This window comes from Paracoccus aerius (genome assembly GCF_014656455.1).
GTDB classification, from domain to species: domain Bacteria; phylum Pseudomonadota; class Alphaproteobacteria; order Rhodobacterales; family Rhodobacteraceae; genus Paracoccus; species Paracoccus aerius.
Map to the genome: position 1 here is coordinate 122228 of NZ_BNCL01000011.1, position 18148 is coordinate 140375.

Consider the following 18148-nt stretch of genomic DNA (forward strand, 5'->3'; position numbering starts at 1 on the left):
GCGAACAGCCCCTGCCCTTAGTGCATCTTGGGGGCCAGGTTGATGGCGACGCACTGGAAGTTCGCGTCGTCGATCCACATGACGCGGCCGATCGCCTCGGCCTCCAGCCCGCAGCGGCCATACCACCGGGGCCAGCTTGCGCCGGTCAGCGCGATCAGCCGGGTCGCACCCAGTTCGCGGGCCGATCCGGTCATCGCCTCGACCATCTTGAAGTGGACCTTGCGACGATACATCTGCGGGATGTCGTGGCTGACGAACACGCGCGAGCATTCCCAGACCTGGTCGTCCACCGGCGCCTCGGCGTCCAGCAGATCCTGCGGGATGGACCCGCCCAGGATACCCTTCTGCGCGTCCCGGATCATGTAGCTGTAGATGCCGCAGCGCGCCGTGGTCGGCGTCAGGCGGAAGCCTGCAAGCACCTCGCCCTTGTCATGGACGGCGATCCAGCGGCTTTGCGGGGTGTCATACTGGTCGAACTCCATGTCCTCGGCCTCGGGCAGGTCCCAGTTCTTCTGGATGATGAAGCTTTGTTTTCGGGCGCGGAACAGGTTGGCGAACAGTTCCCCGTGGTTGTGAAGGTTCGAAAAGGAAAGCGTGGTCGTCTGCATTGTCTTACTCCTGGGGTGTGAGGTTGACCCTTCCCCACATCACGGATCCCCTGGGCGAGCGCCTAGAGCAGACGGTATTCCTTGGCCCGTTGCAGCGCCTCGGCCGTGGTGCGTGCCTTCAGTCTTTCGCGGACCGAAATCAGCCTGGCCTTGAACGCGCTTTCGGTAATGCCAAGTTTGGCTGCCGCTGCCGCATGACGATCACCCTCCGCGACACAACGAAGGGCCTCTTTCTGAGCCTTTGTCAGGCTCGCCGGCGGCTCCGTTGCATCATGAAGCCGACGTACCGTGGTCGAGATCTCTTCGATCTCGTTATCCGTGAACTCGCGGTCATCGCGCGCGAAGCTTGCGATCGTGCGCGAGGTGATGGGACCGCAGGAAACCGTCAGGCCAAAGGTCAGGCCGTGGTTTGCTGCGTCCTTCAGAATATTGAACGGATCCGGAATCGGCAGGCTGGACCAGCGGCATGCGCCGGTTGTCGAGAATCCCCAGGCAATCGTGGGGTCACGCAGCGCATATCCGTTCTGGGAATAAAAGTCCGCCCATTCCTCGGAATAGGTCTGGAACTGCATCAAGGGGGCGGCAAAACGGATGTGCAGGCCCACGAAATAACCCGCAGGGGCCATTTTCCCCAGTTTGTGCAAGCCAGCATTGATATCGGCGCGTGATGACATGACTTTTTAGACAAATTGCGTTTGAAGACGTCAACGGACAAAGTATGTTTGACCGATAATAGTTGCCATATCCTTAATAGGATAGGAGATCCCGCCTATGCGCCAATCCTGCGGCATTTCCGTTCTGCCCGTCAGTCTTCACCAGCAACTGCTGGCGATGCCCTTGACGGCCGAGGAACGGCACGAAGCCGCCCAGGCACTTGTGCGGGCCATCTGCCTGTCGGACACCGTGGCATTTCATCCCGCTGTTGCAAAAAACGCCTCGCAACCGACCGGGCTGCGAGGCGTCTGATTCGATCTGGAACAGCAGCGTCTTATTCGGCGGCCGCGGATTCGGCCTCGACACGGGCGCGGTCAGCAGCACCCTTGGCCGAGGTGTCGCGGTCGACGAATTCGATGATCGCCATCGGCGCCATGTCGCCATAGCGGAAGCCGGCCTTCAGGACGCGGACATAACCACCCTGGCGGTCCTTGTAGCGCGCGCCGAGAACGTCGAACAGCTTGGCGACATACTGGTCCTGCTTCAGCTGCGAGGCAGCCTGACGACGGGCGTGCAAGTCGCCGCGCTTGGCCAGCGTGATCAGCTTTTCGATGATCGGGCGCAGTTCCTTGGCCTTGGGCAGGGTCGTCTTGATCTGCTCGTGCTCGATCAGCGAGCCGGCCATGTTGGCGAACAGCGCCTTGCGGTGTTCATGGGTGCGGTTGAGGCGGCGATAGCCACGGGCGTGACGCATGATGATTCTCCGTTAACGTCTTTTGCTTTGTCCGGCAGCCCATGCGTGCGGGCCGCTCTCCTTGGGGCGGAATGCCCATCGTGACGGGGGCCGAAACCCCCGCCGAAACTTAGAACTGGTCGTCGAAGCGCTTGGCCAGATCCTCGATGTTCTCTGGCGGCCAGTCGACAACGTCCATGCCCAGGTGCAGGCCCATGCCCGACAGCACTTCCTTGATCTCGTTCAAAGACTTGCGGCCGAAGTTTGGGGTGCGCAGCATCTCGGCTTCGGTTTTCTGGATCAGATCGCCGATATAGACGATGTTGTCGTTCTTCAGGCAGTTGGCGGAACGGACCGACAGTTCCAGCTCGTCCACCTTCTTCAGCAGGCGCGGATCGAATTCCAGACCATCCTCGGCATCCTGGCGGTTGGCCGATTCAGGCTCGTCGAAGTTGACGAAGACCGAAAGCTGGTCCTGGACGATGCGCGCGGCATAGGCCACGGCGTCTTCCGGGGTCAGCGATCCGTCCGTCTCGATCTTCATCGTCAGCTTGTCATAGTCCAGCACCTGCCCCTCGCGGGTGGGCGTGACTTCATAGCTGACGCGCTTGACCGGCGAGAAGATGGCGTCGATCGGGATCAGTCCGATGGGCGCATCCTCGGGACGGTTCTTGTCGGCCGCGACATAGCCCTTGCCCGTCTGCACGGTCAGTTCCATGTTCAGGTCGGCGCCGTCGTCCAGGTGGCAGATGACATGGTCGCGGTTCAGGATCGTGATCCCGGCCGTTTCCTGGATGTCGCCTGCCTTGACCTCGCCGGGGCCCTTTGCGGACAGGGTCAGGCGCTTGGGCCCTTCCACATCCATCTTCAGCGTGACGCCCTTGAGGTTCAGGACGATGTCGGTCACGTCCTCGCGGACGCCGGCGACGCTGCTAAATTCATGCAGGACATTGTCGATCTGCACCGAGGTGATGGCGCCGCCCTGCAGCGACGACAGAAGCACGCGGCGAAGCGCGTTGCCCAGCGTCAGGCCGAAGCCCCGCTCCAGCGGCTCGGCGACAAGCGTGGCGGTGCGGGTGGCATCCGCGCCCGGCTTGACGACCAGCTGCGTCGGCTTGATCAGCTCGGCCCAATTCTTGTGGATCATGCGTTTGCCTCCATTCTTGTTCCCGTCCCATGTCCTTGGCCGGAAACGCCCGAGGTTGAAAACGTAAAGACCGAACCGCGCGAAGCCGCGCGGTCCGGGTATGCATCATCTGAAATCAGACGCGGCGGCGCTTCGGGGGGCGGCAGCCGTTATGGGCAATCGGCGTCACGTCGCGGATCGCCGTGATGTTGAAGCCGACGGCCGCCAGGGCGCGCAGCGCCGATTCGCGGCCCGAGCCGGGGCCCTGGACTTCCACTTCAAGCGTGCGCACGCCGTGCTCCTGGGCTTTCTTGCCAGCGTCCTCGGCAGCCATCTGGGCGGCGTAGGGAGTCGACTTGCGCGAACCCTTGAAGCCCATCGTGCCGGCGGACGACCACGAGATCGCGTTGCCCTGGACGTCCGAGATCAGGATCTTGGTGTTGTTGAAGCTGGAATTCACATGCGCAACGCCGGTGGCGATGTTCTTGCGTTCCTTGCGCTTCATGCGGGTCTTGTCACGTGCCATAAACCGTTCCCCCCTTATTTCTTCTTGCCGGCGATGGGCTTCGCCGGGCCCTTGCGGGTACGGGCATTGGTGTGGGTGCGCTGACCGCGGACCGGCAGGCCGCGACGGTGGCGCAGGCCGCGATACGAACCCAGGTCCATCATGCGCTTGATGTTCATCTGGGTTTCGCGGCGCAGGTCGCCCTCGACCGTCAGGTTCGCGTCGATGTATTCGCGGATCTGCAGGACTTCGGCGTCCGACAGGTCGTTGACACGGCGCGCGCGGTCGATGCCGACAGCTTCGCAGATCTGTTCGGCATACATGTCGCCGATGCCGTGGATATAGGTCAGAGCGATCGGGACGCGTTTCCCGGTCGGAATGTTGACGCCAGCAATACGAGCCACGCGTTATCCTTTATCGGTTGCGGTTCCGTAGCGCCGGAACCTTTTTTCACAACGTAAGGCCCGAAAGCGATGCCTTCGGGCCGCTGATAGTCCACCCCATTGGGGTGATTCTCTTGCGAGATGCCGTGACTTAAAGGTCGTGATCCCCTTCGTCAAGTCCCGGTGGGGTCGAGGCTTGACAACGGCAGCACCGCCGAGATCTGCCGCGCGACCTGGTCCATTTCGGCCAGCCCGTCCACCGGCGTCAGCTTGCCCTTGGCATAGTAGTAGCCGATCAGGGGCGAGGTCTTCTTGTAGTATTCCAGAAGCCGCGTCTTCAGGCTGTCCTCGTTGTCATCGGCCCGCCGGCGCAGGTCGGTCGATCCGCAGACATCGCAAACCCCCGGCTTGGCCGTGGGCTTCGTCTCGTCGTGATAAACCTCGCCGCAATGGCCGCAGGTGAAGCGCCCGGTGATGCGGCGCACAAGCGCCTGATCGTCGACCTGCATCTCGACCACGGCGTCAAGCACCATGCCCGTTTCGTCCAGCAACTGCCCAAGCGCGTCGGCCTGCGCCAGCGTGCGGGGGAAGCCGTCGAAGATGAAGCCGTTGCCGCCTTCGGACAGCTTTTCGCGGATCAGGCCGATGACGATCTCGTCGGTGACCAGCTCGCCCCGGTCCATGACCTCGGCCACGCGCTTGCCCATCTCGGTCCCCGAGGAGCGGGCGGCGCGCAGCATGTCGCCGGTGGACAACTGCGCCAGGCCGCGCTCCTCGACAAGCCGACGGGCCTGGGTTCCCTTGCCGGCACCGGGCGGCCCCAGCAGAATGATATTGATCGTCATGTAAGGTCTGTCCCCCTCGTCAGCCCTTCGGGCCGTTAGCGGCGCGACGGTGCGCGACGCGGCTTTGCGCTTCCCTCTTTGCGTTTACCACGCAACTGGGATTTCTCAATCAGGCCTTCGTACTGATGGGCCAGAAGATGGCTTTGCACCTGGTTGATCGTGTCCATCGTCACCGAAACCACGATCAGGACCGACGTGCCGCCAAAGTAGAAGGGAACCGACCACTGGTGGCGCAGGATTTCGGGCAAAAGACAGACGGCCGCCAGATAGGCCGCGCCGATCACCAGCACGCGGTTCACGACATAGTCCAGGTATTCCTCGGTCCGCTTGCCGGGGCGGATGCCCGGAATGAAGCCGCCCTGGTTCTTCAGGTTTTCGGCCACGTCGTCGGATTTGAAGCTGACGTTGTGGGTATAGAAATAGGCGAAGAACACGATCATCGCCGCGAAGAAGATCAGGTACAGCGGCTGGCCCGGGCCGAAATAGGCCAGGATCGTGGACATGATCGGACCCGTCTGGTTGCCCGAGAAGGTCGAAATCGTGATCGGCAGCAGCAGCAGGGAGGATGCGAAGATCGCCGGGATGACGCCAGCCGGGTTGACCTTGATCGGCAGGTGCGAGGACTGGCCGTCATAGATCTTCATGCCGACCTGACGCCGCGGATACTGGATGCGGATCTTGCGAAGCGCGCGTTCCATGAAGACCACGAAGGCGATCACGGCCACCACCATGACGATCACGCCAAGGATCACCGGGGTCGAAATGGCGCCCGACCGGCCCTGCGCGAAGAAGTTCGCAAGTGCGGCGGGAATCTCGGCGACGATGCCCACGAAGATGATCAGAGAGATGCCGTTGCCGATGCCGCGCGCGGTGATCTGCTCGCCCAGCCACATCAGGAACATGGTGCCGCCGACCAGGGTGATGACCACCGAGGCCTGGAAGAACAGGCCGGGATCATGGGCCAGGCCGCCAGCCTCAAGCGACTTCGCAAGGCCGTAAGCCTGGAACAGCGCCAGGGCCACGGTGCCATAGCGCGTGTACTGGTTGATCTTCTTGCGGCCCTGCTCACCTTCCTTCTTCAGCTGTTCCAGCGACGGAACCATCGAGGTCAAAAGCTGCACGATGATCGAGGCCGAGATATAGGGCATGATCCCCAGGGCAAAGACGCCCATCCGGCCAAGCGCGCCGCCGGTGAACATCGACAGGATCCCGCCGATGCCCGACTGGGCCTGGTCCATGAAGTTGCGCAGCGCCGCGCCGTCGATGCCCGGCACCGGGATATAGGTGCCAAGGCGATAGATGATCAGCAGGCCGATCGTGAACCAGATACGCTGGCGAAGTTCCGTGGCCTTGCCGAATGCGCTCCATGAAAGGTTCGCGGCCATCTGTTCTGCGGCTGACGCCATGTGTTTTACGTCCCGTGTCATGACAGCGCCGCCGACCCGTTTCCGGGGACCGGCGGCGCCAGGAAAACCTGTTCGCTATCTATGGGGCGCGAACGCCCCGATCAACAGCTTATTCCGCCGCCGCGTCGGCCTGAACCGGCAGCGACACCTTGCCGCCCGCCTTCTCGACCGCCTCGACGGCCGATTTCGACGCGCCGGTGACCACGATGGTCAGGCCTGCGGTCAGCTCGCCCTTGCCCAGCAGACGGATTCCGTCCAGCTTGCGGCGCACCAGGCCCGAAGCGACCAAGGCATCCTCGGTCAGTTCCGCGGTGGCGTCGATCTTGCCCGCGTCGATGAAGGACTGGATCTGGCCCAGGTTCACAACGGCGAAGGATTTTGCGTTCGGCTTGGTGAAGCCGCGCTTCGGCAGGCGGCGGTACAGCGGCATCTGGCCGCCTTCGTATCCGTTCAGCGCAACGCCCGAACGCGAGGTCTGGCCTTTGATACCACGGCCGGCGGTCTTGCCCTTGCCCGAACCGGGACCGCGCGCAACGCGCTTTTTCTTGCGGTTCGCGCCTTCGTTGTCGCGGATTTCATGCAGTTTCATGTCGCTTCTCCTAGGCCGGACGCACCCCCGAAGCGATGATGGGGCGGACACGGCATGTCAGTTTCGTGAATCAGTGCGCAATGGCACCCGCGGGCATATAGCGGCAACAGCCCCTTGGGGCAAGGCTTGGCTTTCCGACTGGACAAGCGGATGTGAGTTGCCGTGGCGGCTGGCCGGGCTATCAGGACAGGATCAGCGTCCGGACCCACTTCATGACCCGCATTGCCCTTTTCCTTGCCGCCCTGCTTCTTGCACCCCTTGCCGCCCAGGCCGAACCGACCTTCTGCACAGCCCGCATCAACGGCCGCGATGTGCCGCTGGCCTATGACACCGACGCACCGGGCCTGCGCGATCACTTCAGCCGGCGCGAGATCTTCTTCACCTCCTGGGGCCGCGACACCTGCCCCAGCTATGTCGTGCTGCGCAGCCTGACGCCCGATCTGACCGACGACGAACGTGGCCCCTTCTGCCTGCGCCACGACAAGTCGAGCGATTCGATCATCGGCTATGACCTTGGCCAACGCGATGCCTATGGCCGCTGCGAGGCGCCCGCCATGACGGTCTGCCAACGGGTCAACCAAACCAAGAATGCGGCCGTCGCCATCACCGGCGCTGCGGCGCGGGGCGCGATCAACGGCGCCAAGGCGCTGCCCGACGGGTCCGGGGCGGTGATCATCAGCGGTTCGCAAGGCTATATCACCGGGGCGCTGTCCTCGATTGGCGGGGCTGCGGCGGCCATGGCCTCCTCGCCCGCAATCGTCGCCGGGGCGGCGGTTTCGCTCGTGGCGGTCGGCGGCGCGGTCTATGCCTGCCAGGAATAGGATCAGAACTCCAGCCAGGTGCCGATCTTGATCGCAGGCTCGCTTGGCCCGGCCAAGGGGCCAACGACCCCCATCTCCAGCCGAGCCGGGCCGGGGATGTCATAAACGACCGAACTGGCCAGCTTGGCCTGAAAGTCGTTGTCCTTGCGCGTTTCAAGCCGAAGCTGGTTGACGATGGCCCAGGCAGGTGTTGGGCGGATGCCAAGTGTCAGGTCCAGCTTGCCGACGATCTCGGGCGTCAGATATGCATATTCGACCTGCGTCAGCCCCTTCCGGACGGTGATCTCCTCGGTCTTGCCGGCAACCTTCACGCGCGCCTCGACCGTCATCCAGCCGCCGTCCCATGGGCCCGAAAAGCCGCGGCCCAGCATCACCGCCGCCTGGCTTAGCGGCAGGATTTCTCCGCCACGGCGGATCGCGCCAAAGCCCATCGAATAGGACAGCCGATACGGACCCTGTCCGCCGTCGAGCGACTTCTGATACCAGATCATCGCCGTTGTCTCGCCCACATCCGTATGGCCCAGTTCAAAGCCCAGAACGCGGCGGCGGGACAGACCGTATTCGGCATACAAACCAAGGTGAGAGTTCTGCGCCTTGTCGTATTCCCCCGATATGGCAAGGAAAACCTGCCCCGGATCTCGCGGCCAGGGGCCAGCCTGGGCAAAAGGAACCGCAACAAGCCAGGCAAGGCAGGCGCAAAGAAACCGCGTCACCGTCTTCCCCATCCGGTTGCATCACCGACAGGAATAGGAGCCAGAGGTTAGGAAAGGGTTAACGCATCAAGCCGCAATGAAAAACGCCCCGGATTTCTCCGGAGCGCCTGTTATTGCCGATCCGGTCGGATCAGGCTTTTTCTTCGATGATCGTCACCAGATGCGGGATCTTGGCGACCATGCCGCGGATCGAGGGCGTATCCTCCAGTTCGCGGGTGCGGTTCATCTTGTTCAGACCCAAGCCCTTCAGCGTTTCACGCTGGATGGCGGGGCGGCGGATCGGCGAGCCGATCTGCTTGACGACGATAGTTGCCATTCGCCTGTCTCCTTACGCTTCGACGGTTTCGGCGGGGGCTTCGGCAGCAGGCTTGTTGTCCTGCGGCAGGATGTCGGCCACCTTCTTGCCGCGACGCTGCGCGACCGAACGGGGGCTGGCTTCCTTTTTCAGGCCGTCCAGCGTCGCGCGGATCATGTTGTAGGGGTTCTGCGAACCCTGCGACTTGGCCACGACGTCCTGGACGCCCAGCATTTCGAAGACAGCGCGCATCGGGCCGCCGGCGATGATGCCCGTGCCCGGAACGGCGGTGCGCATGATCACCTTGCCGGCGCCATGACGACCTTCGATGTCGTGGTGCAGGGTGCGGCCGTCGCGCAGGGGCACGCGAACCAGCGAACGCTTGGCCTGCTCGGTCGCCTTGCGGATCGCTTCCGGCACTTCCTTGGCCTTGCCCTTGCCGAAGCCCACGCGGCCGCGCTGATCGCCGACAACGACTAGGGCTGCAAAGCCGAAGCGCTTGCCACCCTTGACGGTCTTCGACACACGGTTGATCGCGACAAGGCGATCCTGGAATTCCGGGTTTTCCTCGCGTTCTTCGCGGCGGCCGCCCCGGCGGTTTTCACGTTCTGCCATGAGGCATTCCTTGTAAGGTGGCGCTTCATTTGCGCCGGTTGCTTCAATCCAGGTGGGGCGGCCCCGAAAGACCGCCCCCCGGATCATCGGGGCGGCGCAACCGCCGCCCGCATTATCAGAACTTCAGGCCACCTTCACGGGCAGCGTCGGCCAGAGCCTTCACCTTGCCGTGGAAGATGAAGCCGCCGCGGTCGAAGACGACTTCCTCGATGCCGGCGGCTTTCGCACGCTCGGCGATCGCGGCGCCGATCTTGGCGGCGGCCTCGACGTTGTTCTTGCCGACCAGGCCAAAGTCCTTCTCAAGCGTGCTGGCCGAAGCCAGGGTCACGCCCTGCAGATCGTCGATCACCTGGACCGAGATGTTCTTGGAAGAACGGTGGACCGACAGACGCGGACGGCCGTTCGACATCGCCCGCAACTTGTTCCGCACGCGCAGGCGGCGCTTCTGGAACAGCTCTTGCTTTTTCAGTGCCATTTCATGCGCCCCTTACTTCTTCTTGCCTTCCTTGCGGAAGACGAACTCGCCCTTGTAGCGGATACCTTTGCCCTTGTACGGCTCGGGCTTGCGCCACTCGCGGATGTTCGCAGCCACCTGACCAACAAGCTGCTGGTCGATGCCTTCCACAACGATTTCGGTCTGCTTCGGCGCCGTGATCGTCACGCCTTCCGGCGTTTCGAAGTTCACGTCATGCGAATAGCCCAGAGCCAGCTTCAGGGTCTTGCCCTGCATCGAGGCGCGATAACCCACGCCCTGGATTTCCAGCTCTTTCTTGAAGCCTTCCGACACGCCGACGGTCAGGTTCTCCACCATCGAGCGGGTCAGACCCCACTGCTGGCGGGCCCGCTTCGAGCTGCCGCGCGGCTTCACCGATACCGAACCTTCGTCCAGAACCAGATCGACGTCATCCGTCGCCGTGAAGCTGCGGGTGCCTTTCGGACCCTTCACCTCGATGGTCTGGCCCTTGATCTCGGCCGTCACGCCCTTGGGCAGAGCGACCGGCTTTTTACCAATCCGAGACATCTGCTGCCCTCCTTAGAACACGGTGCAGAGGACTTCGCCGCCGACATTGGCATTGCGAGCCGCTGCATCCGACATGACGCCCTTCGGGGTCGAGACGATGGACACGCCCAAACCCTGACGGACCTGCGGGATTTCCTTGGCGCCGGCATAAACGCGGCGGCCAGGCTTCGAGACACGCGACAGTTCCCGGATGACCGGGGTGCCGTCGTGGTATTTCAGACCGATCTCAAGCTCGGCATGGCCGGCTTCGGTGGTCACTTCTTCATAGCCGCGGATGTAACCTTCGGCTTTCAGCACGTCCAGAACCCAAGCGCGAAGCTTGGAGGCCGGGGTGCGGACGGTCGATTTGCCGCGCATCTGTGCGTTGCGGATGCGGGTCAGCATATCGCCGAGAGGATCGTTCATCGACATGTTGCCCCCTTACCAGCTGGACTTGACGAGACCGGGGATCTGACCTTGCGAGCCCAGCTCGCGCAGCATGATCCGCGACAGTTTCAGTTTGCGGTAATACGCGTGCGGCCGGCCGGTCAGTTGGCACCGGTTGTGCAGACGCGTTTCCGACGAGTTGCGCGGCAGTTCGGCCAGCTTCAGCGTAGCCTTGAACCGCTCTTCCATCGGACGGGACTGGTCGTTGATGACCTCCTTGAGGGAGGCGCGCTTGGCGGCGAATTTCGCGACCAGACGCTCGCGCTTCTTCTCGCGCTCGACCATGGATTTCTTTGCCATATCTCTTACCTCCGCGATCAGCTGTTGAAGGGCATGTTGAAATGCTTCAACAGCGCTTTCGCTTCCGCGTCGGTCGGCGCGGTGGTGCAGATGATGATGTCCATCCCCAGAACTTCGTCGACCTTGTCGAAGTTGATTTCCGGGAACACGATGTGCTCCTTCAGGCCCATGGCATAGTTGCCGCGGCCGTCGAAAGAGGTGCCCTTCACGCCGCGGAAGTCGCGGACGCGCGGCAGCGCGATGTTGATCAGGCGGTCCAGAAATTCGTACATCCGGTCGCCGCGCAGGGTCACCTTGGCGCCCAGCGGCATTTCCTCGCGGACGCGGAAGCCGGCGATCGAGTTCTTCGCCTTGGTGATGACGGCCTTCTGGCCGGCGATCAGCGACAGTTCCTCGGCGCCCTGCTTCACCTTCTTGGTGTCTTTCACGGCCTCACCGATGCCCATGTTCAGGACGATCTTGTCCAGCCGCGGGATCTGCATGTCGTTCTTGTAGCCGAACTCTTCCTTGAGCGCGGCGCGAACCTGATCGCGATAGACCGCCTTCAGGCGGGGCGTGTATTGGGTTGCGTCCAGCATCAGATCACGTCTCCCGTGGTCTTGGCGAAACGGACCTTCTGGTCGCCTTCCATGCGGAAACCGACGCGGGTCGCCTTGCCGTTCTTGTCCAGCAGCGCCAGGTTCGACAGGTCGATCGGCATCGCCTTCGGCGTGCGGCCGCCCTGGGTCGTCTGGGTCTGACGCTGGTGACGGATCGCGATGTTGACGCCGTCAACGACGGCCTTGTTGTCCTTGGGCATGACAGCGGTGATCTCGCCCTGCTTGCCCTTGTCCTTGCCGGCCAGCACGACGACCTTGTCGCCCTTTTTCAGCTTGGCAGCCATTACAGCACCTCCGGAGCAAGCGAGATGATCTTCATGAAGTTCTTCGCGCGCAGCTCACGGACGACCGGCCCGAAGATACGGGTGCCGACCGGTTCGCCCTGGTTATTCAGGATGACGGCGGCATTGCGGTCGAAGCGGATCGAGGTTCCGTCTTCGCGCTTCACTTCCTTGGCGGTCCGAACGACCACGGCCTTGCGGACGTCGCCCTTCTTGACCCGGCCCCGCGGGATGGCTTCCTTGACGGACACGACAATGATGTCGCCCACCGACGCATAGCGACGGTGCGAACCACCCAGGACCTTGATGCACTGAACCCGGCGTGCGCCGGAGTTGTCAGCAACATCCAGATTGGTCTGCATCTGGATCATTTGGTTTCTCCCGACCTTTGGGGACCGCAACACGCGGCCCCAGGGTTTCGATCATTTCTGATCTGTGATGATGGACTTACGCGGAAACCGCTTCGTCCGTCAGGACAGTCCAGCGTTTCGTCTTCGAGATCGGCGCGCATTCGACGATGCGAACGAGGTCACCGACCTTGAACTGGTTGTTCGCGTCATGCGCCCGGTATTTCTTGGACGAACGAACGGTCTTGTGCAGCAGCGGGTGCTTGAAGCGACGCTCGACCAGGACGGTGATCGTCTGTTCATTCTTGTCGCTGGTGACGCGGCCTTGCAGGATGCGTTTGGGCATGGGCCAGGCTCCTTAGTTCGAGGCCGCGGCTTCCGCCGCTTTCTGGTTCAGAATGGTCTTCACACGGGCCACGTCGCGGCGAACGGCACGCATCCGGGCAGTGCTTTCCAGTTGGCCGGTGGCCTGCTGGAAACGGAGGTTGAAGGCCTCCTTCTTCAGCGCGACAAGCTGGTCCTTCAGCTGGTCGGGCGTCTTCGACGTCAAATCCTGCGCTTTCATGCGCTTCTTCCTTTCAACATCACCGGAGAGCCCCTGCATCGCAGGGCCACCCTGATTCCCGGTGGAGTTTCATGATGAAGGCCTGCCCATACAGGCAATGCCGGCCTCGCGCAACCCTTTTTGGGTCGGAAAAGGAAAACCCCGCCAGTCACCCGGCGGGGTCTGTTCCAAGGCTGCGTGATTGCACGCCCCCCGGTCTTACCAGTCTTCGCGGGCCACGATGCGGGTCAGCACCGGCAGCTTGTTGGCGCCAAGACGCAGGGCTTCACGCGCGATTTCGTCGGACACGCCGTCGATCTCGAACATGATGCGGCCGGGATGCACGCGGGCCGCCCAGAAGTCGATCGAGCCCTTGCCCTTACCCATCCGCACTTCGGTCGGTTTCGAGGAAACCGGAACGTCCGGGAAAATCCGGATCCAGACCCGGCCCTGACGCTTCATGTGGCGGGTGATCGCGCGGCGGGCCGCTTCGATCTGGCGGGCGGTGACGCGCTCGGGCTCGGTGGCCTTCAACGCGTAGGACCCGAAGTTCAGGGCAAAACCGCCCTTGGCTTCGCCGTGAATCCGGCCCTTGTGCTGTTTGCGGAACTTAGTCCGTTTCGGTTGCAGCATCTCAAGTCTCCTTAGCGCGCGTCGCGGTCACGGCGCGGACCACGCGGAGCCGGACCTTCCTGAGCCTCGGCGGCCTTGCGGTCGCGGGCCTGGGGGTCGTGCTCCATGATCTCACCTTTGAAGATCCAGGTCTTCACCCCGATGATCCCGTAGGGAGTCGTGGCTTCGGCCAGGGCATAGTCGATGTCGGCACGCAGGGTGTGCAGGGGCACGCGGCCCTCGCGATACCACTCGGTCCGCGCGATCTCGGCGCCGCCGAGGCGGCCCGACACGTTCACGCGGATGCCCAGGGCACCCATGCGCATCGCGTTCTGCACGGCCCGCTTCATCGCGCGGCGGAACGACACCCGACGCTCGAGCTGCTGGGCGATCGATTCCGCGACCAGGGCGGCATCGACTTCCGGCTTGCGCACTTCAACGATGTTCAGGTGAACTTCCGACTTGGTGAAGTTCGCCAGCTTGTTGCGCAGCACCTCGATATCGGCGCCTTTCTTGCCGATGATCACGCCCGGACGCGCGGCATGGATCGTCACGCGGCACTTGCGGTGCGGACGCTCGATGATCACGCGGCTGATGCCGGCCTGCTTGGCTTCCGACTTGATGAAGTCCCGGATCTTCAGGTCTTCAAGCAGCAGATTGCCATAGTCCTTGTCGTCGGCGTACCAGCGGCTGTCCCAGGTGCGGTTGACCTGGAGGCGCATACCGATCGGATTGACCTTCTGACCCATTATGCTTGCTCCTCGACTTGGCGCACCTTGATGGTGATTTCCGAAAACGGCTTCATGATCTTGCCATACCGGCCACGCGCCCGCGGACGGCCGCGCTTCATCACCAGGTTCTTGCCAACCCAGGCTTCGGCGACGATCAGGTTGTCGACGTCCAGGCCGTGGTTGTTTTCGGCATTCGCAATGGCCGACTGAAGGCATTTCTTCACGTCGCCGGCAACCCGCTTGTGCGAGAAGGTCAGGTCGGCCAGGGCCTTGTCCACCTTCTTGCCGCGGATCAGTTGCGCGACCAGGTTCAGCTTCTGCGGCGAGGTGCGAAGCATCTTGGTCTTGGCGAACGCCTCGTTCTCCGCCACGCGGCGCGGATTCGTTTCCTTACCCATGACGATTACTTCCTCTTGGCTTTCTTGTCCGCCGCGTGGCCGTAATAGGTCCGCGTGGGCGAATATTCACCGAATTTCTGGCCGATCATTTCCTCGGTCACGGCAACGGGGATGTGCTTCTGCCCGTTGTAGACGCCGAAGGTCAGGCCGACGAATTGCGGCAGGATGGTCGAACGACGCGACCAGATCTTGATGACGTCGGATTTCCCCGACTCACGGGCCTTTTCCGCCTTCTTGAGCACATAGGCGTCAACAAAGGGGCCTTTCCAGATAGAACGTGCCATAGGTCAGCGCCCCTTCTTCTTCGCGTGACGCGAACGCAAGATGTACTTGTCGGTCGCCTTGTTCGAGCGGGTCTTCTTGCCCTTGGTGTCCTTGCCCCAGGGCGTGACCGGCGTACGGCCGCCCGAGGTCCGGCCCTCACCACCACCATGCGGGTGGTCGATCGGGTTCATGGCGACGCCGCGGACGCTGGGACGGATGCCCTTGTGGCGGTTCCGGCCGGCCTTGCCGAGGTTCTGGTTCGAATGGTCCGCGTTCGACACGGCACCGATGGTCGCCATGCATTCCTGACGGACCAGGCGCAGCTCGCCCGAGGACAGGCGGATCTGGGCATAGCCACCGTCGCGGCCGACGAACTGGGCATAGGTGCCGGCCGAGCGTGCGATCTGGCCGCCCTTGCCGGGCTTCAGTTCGACGTTGTGGACGATCGTGCCGATCGGCATCCCGCTGAAGGGCATGGCATTGCCCGGCTTCACGTCGACTTTGGCGCCGGCGACGACCTTGTCGCCCACGGCCAGACGCTGCGGCGCGATGATATAGGCGCGCTCGCCATCCTCATAGCCGATCAGGGCGATGAAGGCGGTGCGGTTGGGATCGTATTCGATCCGCTCGACCACGGCGGCCATGTCGAACTTGGTGCGCTTGAAATCGACGATGCGATACAGGCGCTTCGCCCCGCCGCCCTTGCGGCGCATGGTGATCCGTCCGGTGTTGTTCCGACCGCCGTTCTTGGTCAGACCCTCGGTGAGGGCCTTGACCGGGCGACCTTTCCAAAGCTCCGAACGGTCGATCAGAACCAGCCCACGCTGGCCAGGCGTCGTCGGTTTATACGACTTCAATGCCATCTTTCTGTCTTCCGTTGCTTTGGACCAGGGTGGTCCGTTTCGTCCAAAAGATCGCGGCCCCGGTTACCCAGGGCCGCAGATTCGTGCCTGCTATCAGAGTCCGGTGGACACGTCGATAGTGCTGCCCTCTTCGAGGGTGACATAGGCTTTCTTGACATCGCTGCGGCGACCCAGGATGCCCCGGAACCGCTTCTGCTTGCCCTTGGTGATGGTCGTGTTGATCGCCTTCACCTTGACGCCGAACAGGGCCTCGACCGCTTCCTTGATCTGGGGCTTGTTGGCGTCCTTGGCCACCTGAAAGACCACGCCGTTGTTTTCCGACGTCATGGTGGCTTTTTCGGTGATGATCGGCTTCACGATCACGTCGTAATGTTCAGCTTTCGCGCTCATTTCAAACGAGCCTCCAGAGCTTCGACGCCCGAACGCGTGATCACCAGGGTGTCGCGCTTCAGGATGTCATACACGTTGGCGCCCATCGACGGCAGGATGTCCACGCCTTCGATGTTGCGGGCGGCGCGGGCGAAGCCTTCGTTTACTTCGGCGCCGTCAATGACCAGCACACGCTTCCAGCCGTTTTCCTTGACGGCCTTGGCGACGGCCGCGGTCTTGGCATCAGCAAGGTTCAGGTCCTCGACGATCACCAGTTCACCCGCGGTGGCCTTGGCGGACAGCGCATGGCGCAGACCCAGGGCACGCACCTTCTTCGGCAGGTCGAAGGCGTGCGACCGCGGGGTCGGGCCCTTGTAGACGCCGCCGTGACGGAAGATCGGCGCCTTGCGAGAACCGTGGCGGGCGCCGCCGGTGCCTTTCTGGCGATAGATCTTCTTGGTCGAATAGCTGACGTCCGACTTGCCCAGCACCGAATGGGTGCCCGCTTGCGCCTTGGCGCGCTGCCAGCGGACGACGCGCTGCAGGATGTCGCCGCGCGGCTCCAGCCCGAAGATCTCGTCGGCCAGCTCGATTTCACCGGCCTTGCCAGTGTCCAGCTTGATCACATCGAGTTTCATCACTTGTCTCCTTCGGGCGCAGCATCGCCATCCGACGCCTCGGAGGTCGAAGCCTGGGCCTCGGCCAGTGCGGCTTCCTCGGCGGCAGCGGCTTCGGCAGCGGCAGCCTGACGGGCGGCTTCCTCGGCGGCGGCGGCTTCGGCCGCAGCGGCTTCAGCAATCCGGCGGGCTTCCTCGGCGGCGGACTTCAGAGCAGCCGGGTAGATCACGTTCTCGGGCGTCGCTTTCTTCACGGCGTCCTTGATGGTGACCCAGCCACCTTTCGAACCCGGCACCGAACCCTTGACCATGATCAGGCCGCGGTCGGCGTCCGTGCGCACCACTTGCAGGTTCTGCGTGGTGACGCGAACGGCACCCAGGTGACCCGCCATCTTCTTGCCCTTGAACACCTTGCCGGGGTCCTGGCACTGGCCGGTCGAACCGTGCGAACGGTGGCTGATCGACACGCCGTGCGAGGCACGCAGACCGCCGAAGTTGTGGCGCTTCATGGCGCCCGCAAAGCCCTTACCGATCGAGGTGCCGGCGATGTCCACGAACTGACCCGCGAAATAGTGGTCAGCCGTGATTTCTTCACCGACATTGATCAGGTTTTCTTCGGCCACGCGGAATTCCGCGATCTTGCGCTTGGGCGCGACCGAGGCCTTGGCGAAGTGACCGCGCATCGCGGCGGTCGTGCGCTTGGCCTTGGCGACACCGGCGCCCAGCTGCACGGCCGTATAGCCGTCGCGGGCGGCCGTGCGCTGATCGACAACCTGCAGGTTGTCCAGTTGCAGCACAGTCACCGGAACCTGACGGCCGTCTTCCAGGAACAGTCGGGTCATGCCCAGTTTCTTGGCGATAATACCAGTACGCAGCATCATCCCCTCCTTACACCTTGATCTCGACATCCACGCCAGCGGCGAGGTCGAGCTTCATCAGGGCGTCAACGGTCTGCGGGGTCGGGTCGACGATGTCCAGCAGGCGCTTGTGGGTGCGGATTTCCCACTGGTCGCGCGACTTCTTGTCGATGTGCGGACCGCGGAGAACCGTGAATTTCTCGATGTTGTTGGGCAGCGGGATTGGACCGCGGACCGTCGCGCCCGTGCGCTTGGCCGTGTTGACGATTTCCTGGGTGCTGGCTTCCAGCACGCGGTAATCGAACGCCTTGAGCCGGATGCGGATATTCTGACTTTGCATAAGTCTTCCCTCTGGCGGGGAGTTCCAGTTGAGAGGCTGACCCCGCACCGCGCGACGCCAGCATCGAACCGTATAAAAACTGCAAGGCCGCCCGATTTCAGGCGGCCAGGCGCATGGCAGGCGAATCTTCCTTGGGCGGATTCGACTGCGATGGGCGCCTATAACGCGTGCCGGGCCTGGGCGTCAAGACCGATTGCAGGCCGCCCCCTGCATCGCAAAAGGCCGCCTCTTTTCGAGGCGGCCCCTTGTGTTCGTGTTGCGGCGGGGTGTTTCCCGCCTGCGCCTT

The 18148-nt window shown here is 63.0% G+C and carries 32 protein-coding genes; 2 read left to right on the forward strand and 30 right to left on the reverse strand.

What is annotated here, in order from left to right; genetic code table 11:
* Positions 1 to 17: 17 nt before the first annotated feature.
* On the reverse strand, positions 18 to 608 hold the full coding sequence (locus IE224_RS13635) for an acyl-homoserine-lactone synthase (protein ID WP_167622713.1): 591 nt from the start codon (positions 606 to 608) through the stop codon (positions 18 to 20).
* A 62-nt stretch (positions 609 to 670) separates the two neighbouring features.
* The gene (locus IE224_RS13640; RefSeq protein ID WP_167622714.1) at positions 671 to 1282 is read right to left on the reverse strand and encodes a helix-turn-helix transcriptional regulator; all 612 of its coding nucleotides are present in this window, start codon (positions 1280 to 1282) and stop codon (positions 671 to 673) included.
* 97 nt (positions 1283 to 1379) lie between these two features.
* Between IE224_RS13640 and IE224_RS13645 the strand changes: the two genes are divergently transcribed.
* Positions 1380 to 1574 (forward strand): hypothetical protein, encoded by a 195-nt coding sequence (locus tag IE224_RS13645; protein ID WP_191311112.1) that lies wholly within the window; start codon positions 1380 to 1382, stop codon positions 1572 to 1574.
* A gap of 22 nt (positions 1575 to 1596) precedes the next feature.
* Here IE224_RS13645 and rplQ read toward each other — a convergent pair whose 3' ends face one another.
* From rplQ to rplO, 7 genes are all read right to left on the reverse strand, one after another.
* Positions 1597 to 2016 (reverse strand): 50S ribosomal protein L17, encoded by a 420-nt coding sequence (gene rplQ / locus IE224_RS13650; RefSeq protein WP_167622716.1) that lies wholly within the window; start codon positions 2014 to 2016, stop codon positions 1597 to 1599.
* Between the two features lie 109 nt (positions 2017 to 2125).
* Positions 2126 to 3142, reverse strand: coding sequence for a DNA-directed RNA polymerase subunit alpha (locus IE224_RS13655; RefSeq protein ID WP_167622717.1), 1017 nt, complete (start codon positions 3140 to 3142; stop codon positions 2126 to 2128).
* 115 nt (positions 3143 to 3257) lie between these two features.
* A complete protein-coding gene (gene rpsK / locus IE224_RS13660) occupies positions 3258 to 3647 on the reverse strand; it encodes a 30S ribosomal protein S11 (RefSeq protein ID WP_167622718.1) in 390 nt (129 codons plus the stop codon).
* Positions 3648 to 3661: 14 nt separating this feature from the next.
* Positions 3662 to 4030, reverse strand: a complete 369-nt coding sequence (rpsM, locus tag IE224_RS13665; protein WP_167622719.1) for a 30S ribosomal protein S13 — start codon at positions 4028 to 4030, stop codon at positions 3662 to 3664.
* A 152-nt stretch (positions 4031 to 4182) separates the two neighbouring features.
* Positions 4183 to 4854, reverse strand: a complete 672-nt coding sequence (locus IE224_RS13670) for an adenylate kinase (protein ID WP_167622720.1) — start codon at positions 4852 to 4854, stop codon at positions 4183 to 4185.
* Positions 4855 to 4889: 35 nt separating this feature from the next.
* Positions 4890 to 6260 carry a preprotein translocase subunit SecY gene (secY, locus tag IE224_RS13675; protein WP_167622721.1) on the reverse strand — a complete coding sequence of 457 codons (1371 nt, stop codon included), beginning with the start codon at positions 6258 to 6260 and terminating at the stop codon, positions 4890 to 4892.
* Positions 6261 to 6369: 109 nt separating this feature from the next.
* Positions 6370 to 6849, reverse strand: coding sequence for a 50S ribosomal protein L15 (rplO, locus tag IE224_RS13680; protein ID WP_167622722.1), 480 nt, complete (start codon positions 6847 to 6849; stop codon positions 6370 to 6372).
* Positions 6850 to 7061: 212 nt separating this feature from the next.
* Between rplO and IE224_RS13685 the strand changes: the two genes are divergently transcribed.
* Entirely contained in the window at positions 7062 to 7670 is a 609-nt protein-coding gene (locus IE224_RS13685) for a hypothetical protein (protein WP_191311114.1), read from the forward strand.
* A 2-nt stretch (positions 7671 to 7672) separates the two neighbouring features.
* On the opposite strand, the gene IE224_RS13690 is transcribed toward IE224_RS13685, so the two are convergent.
* From IE224_RS13690 to rpsJ, 21 genes are all read right to left on the reverse strand, one after another.
* Positions 7673 to 8383: a hypothetical protein gene (locus tag IE224_RS13690; protein WP_229849385.1), complete on the reverse strand. Its 711-nt coding sequence runs from the start codon at positions 8381 to 8383 to the stop codon at positions 7673 to 7675.
* Between the two features lie 130 nt (positions 8384 to 8513).
* Positions 8514 to 8699: a 50S ribosomal protein L30 gene (gene rpmD, locus IE224_RS13695; RefSeq protein WP_103173018.1), complete on the reverse strand. Its 186-nt coding sequence runs from the start codon at positions 8697 to 8699 to the stop codon at positions 8514 to 8516.
* A 12-nt stretch (positions 8700 to 8711) separates the two neighbouring features.
* A complete protein-coding gene (gene rpsE / locus IE224_RS13700; RefSeq protein ID WP_167622725.1) occupies positions 8712 to 9293 on the reverse strand; it encodes a 30S ribosomal protein S5 in 582 nt (193 codons plus the stop codon).
* A 115-nt stretch (positions 9294 to 9408) separates the two neighbouring features.
* Positions 9409 to 9768, reverse strand: a complete 360-nt coding sequence (gene rplR, locus IE224_RS13705; RefSeq protein ID WP_167622726.1) for a 50S ribosomal protein L18 — start codon at positions 9766 to 9768, stop codon at positions 9409 to 9411.
* Positions 9769 to 9780: 12 nt separating this feature from the next.
* Positions 9781 to 10314: a 50S ribosomal protein L6 gene (gene rplF / locus IE224_RS13710; protein WP_167622727.1), complete on the reverse strand. Its 534-nt coding sequence runs from the start codon at positions 10312 to 10314 to the stop codon at positions 9781 to 9783.
* Between the two features lie 12 nt (positions 10315 to 10326).
* Positions 10327 to 10725, reverse strand: a complete 399-nt coding sequence (rpsH, locus tag IE224_RS13715) for a 30S ribosomal protein S8 (protein ID WP_103173021.1) — start codon at positions 10723 to 10725, stop codon at positions 10327 to 10329.
* Positions 10726 to 10734: 9 nt separating this feature from the next.
* Positions 10735 to 11040 carry a 30S ribosomal protein S14 gene (gene rpsN / locus IE224_RS13720; protein ID WP_167622729.1) on the reverse strand — a complete coding sequence of 102 codons (306 nt, stop codon included), beginning with the start codon at positions 11038 to 11040 and terminating at the stop codon, positions 10735 to 10737.
* Between the two features lie 17 nt (positions 11041 to 11057).
* Complete coding sequence (rplE, locus tag IE224_RS13725; protein ID WP_167622730.1) at positions 11058 to 11618, reverse strand: 50S ribosomal protein L5; 561 nt, start codon at positions 11616 to 11618, stop codon at positions 11058 to 11060.
* On the reverse strand, positions 11618 to 11923 hold the full coding sequence (gene rplX / locus IE224_RS13730) for a 50S ribosomal protein L24 (RefSeq protein ID WP_191311118.1): 306 nt from the start codon (positions 11921 to 11923) through the stop codon (positions 11618 to 11620). Before rplX ends, rplE begins: the two co-directional genes overlap by 1 nt.
* Positions 11923 to 12291, reverse strand: coding sequence for a 50S ribosomal protein L14 (gene rplN / locus IE224_RS13735; RefSeq protein WP_010400243.1), 369 nt, complete (start codon positions 12289 to 12291; stop codon positions 11923 to 11925). Before rplN ends, rplX begins: the two co-directional genes overlap by 1 nt.
* A gap of 76 nt (positions 12292 to 12367) precedes the next feature.
* On the reverse strand, positions 12368 to 12613 hold the full coding sequence (gene rpsQ, locus IE224_RS13740; protein WP_103173025.1) for a 30S ribosomal protein S17: 246 nt from the start codon (positions 12611 to 12613) through the stop codon (positions 12368 to 12370).
* A 12-nt stretch (positions 12614 to 12625) separates the two neighbouring features.
* Positions 12626 to 12832 carry a 50S ribosomal protein L29 gene (gene rpmC, locus IE224_RS13745; RefSeq protein WP_167623482.1) on the reverse strand — a complete coding sequence of 69 codons (207 nt, stop codon included), beginning with the start codon at positions 12830 to 12832 and terminating at the stop codon, positions 12626 to 12628.
* Between the two features lie 198 nt (positions 12833 to 13030).
* Positions 13031 to 13444, reverse strand: coding sequence for a 50S ribosomal protein L16 (gene rplP / locus IE224_RS13750; protein ID WP_167622732.1), 414 nt, complete (start codon positions 13442 to 13444; stop codon positions 13031 to 13033).
* Between the two features lie 11 nt (positions 13445 to 13455).
* Positions 13456 to 14172, reverse strand: a complete 717-nt coding sequence (gene rpsC, locus IE224_RS13755) for a 30S ribosomal protein S3 (protein WP_167622733.1) — start codon at positions 14170 to 14172, stop codon at positions 13456 to 13458.
* On the reverse strand, positions 14172 to 14552 hold the full coding sequence (gene rplV, locus IE224_RS13760; protein WP_167622734.1) for a 50S ribosomal protein L22: 381 nt from the start codon (positions 14550 to 14552) through the stop codon (positions 14172 to 14174). Before rplV ends, rpsC begins: the two co-directional genes overlap by 1 nt.
* A 5-nt stretch (positions 14553 to 14557) precedes the next feature.
* Complete coding sequence (rpsS, locus tag IE224_RS13765) at positions 14558 to 14836, reverse strand: 30S ribosomal protein S19 (RefSeq protein WP_167622735.1); 279 nt, start codon at positions 14834 to 14836, stop codon at positions 14558 to 14560.
* Positions 14837 to 14839: 3 nt separating this feature from the next.
* Complete coding sequence (rplB, locus tag IE224_RS13770) at positions 14840 to 15679, reverse strand: 50S ribosomal protein L2 (RefSeq protein WP_167622736.1); 840 nt, start codon at positions 15677 to 15679, stop codon at positions 14840 to 14842.
* A 93-nt stretch (positions 15680 to 15772) separates the two neighbouring features.
* The gene (locus IE224_RS13775; protein WP_167622737.1) at positions 15773 to 16069 is read right to left on the reverse strand and encodes a 50S ribosomal protein L23; all 297 of its coding nucleotides are present in this window, start codon (positions 16067 to 16069) and stop codon (positions 15773 to 15775) included.
* Positions 16066 to 16686 carry a 50S ribosomal protein L4 gene (rplD, locus tag IE224_RS13780; protein WP_126155995.1) on the reverse strand — a complete coding sequence of 207 codons (621 nt, stop codon included), beginning with the start codon at positions 16684 to 16686 and terminating at the stop codon, positions 16066 to 16068. The genes IE224_RS13775 and rplD overlap by 4 nt, the downstream gene beginning before the upstream one ends.
* Entirely contained in the window at positions 16686 to 17543 is an 858-nt protein-coding gene (rplC, locus tag IE224_RS13785; RefSeq protein WP_167623483.1) for a 50S ribosomal protein L3, read from the reverse strand. The genes rplD and rplC overlap by 1 nt, the downstream gene beginning before the upstream one ends.
* 10 nt (positions 17544 to 17553) lie before the next feature.
* The gene (gene rpsJ / locus IE224_RS13790; RefSeq protein WP_167622738.1) at positions 17554 to 17862 is read right to left on the reverse strand and encodes a 30S ribosomal protein S10; all 309 of its coding nucleotides are present in this window, start codon (positions 17860 to 17862) and stop codon (positions 17554 to 17556) included.
* Between the last annotated feature and the right edge of the window lie 286 nt (positions 17863 to 18148).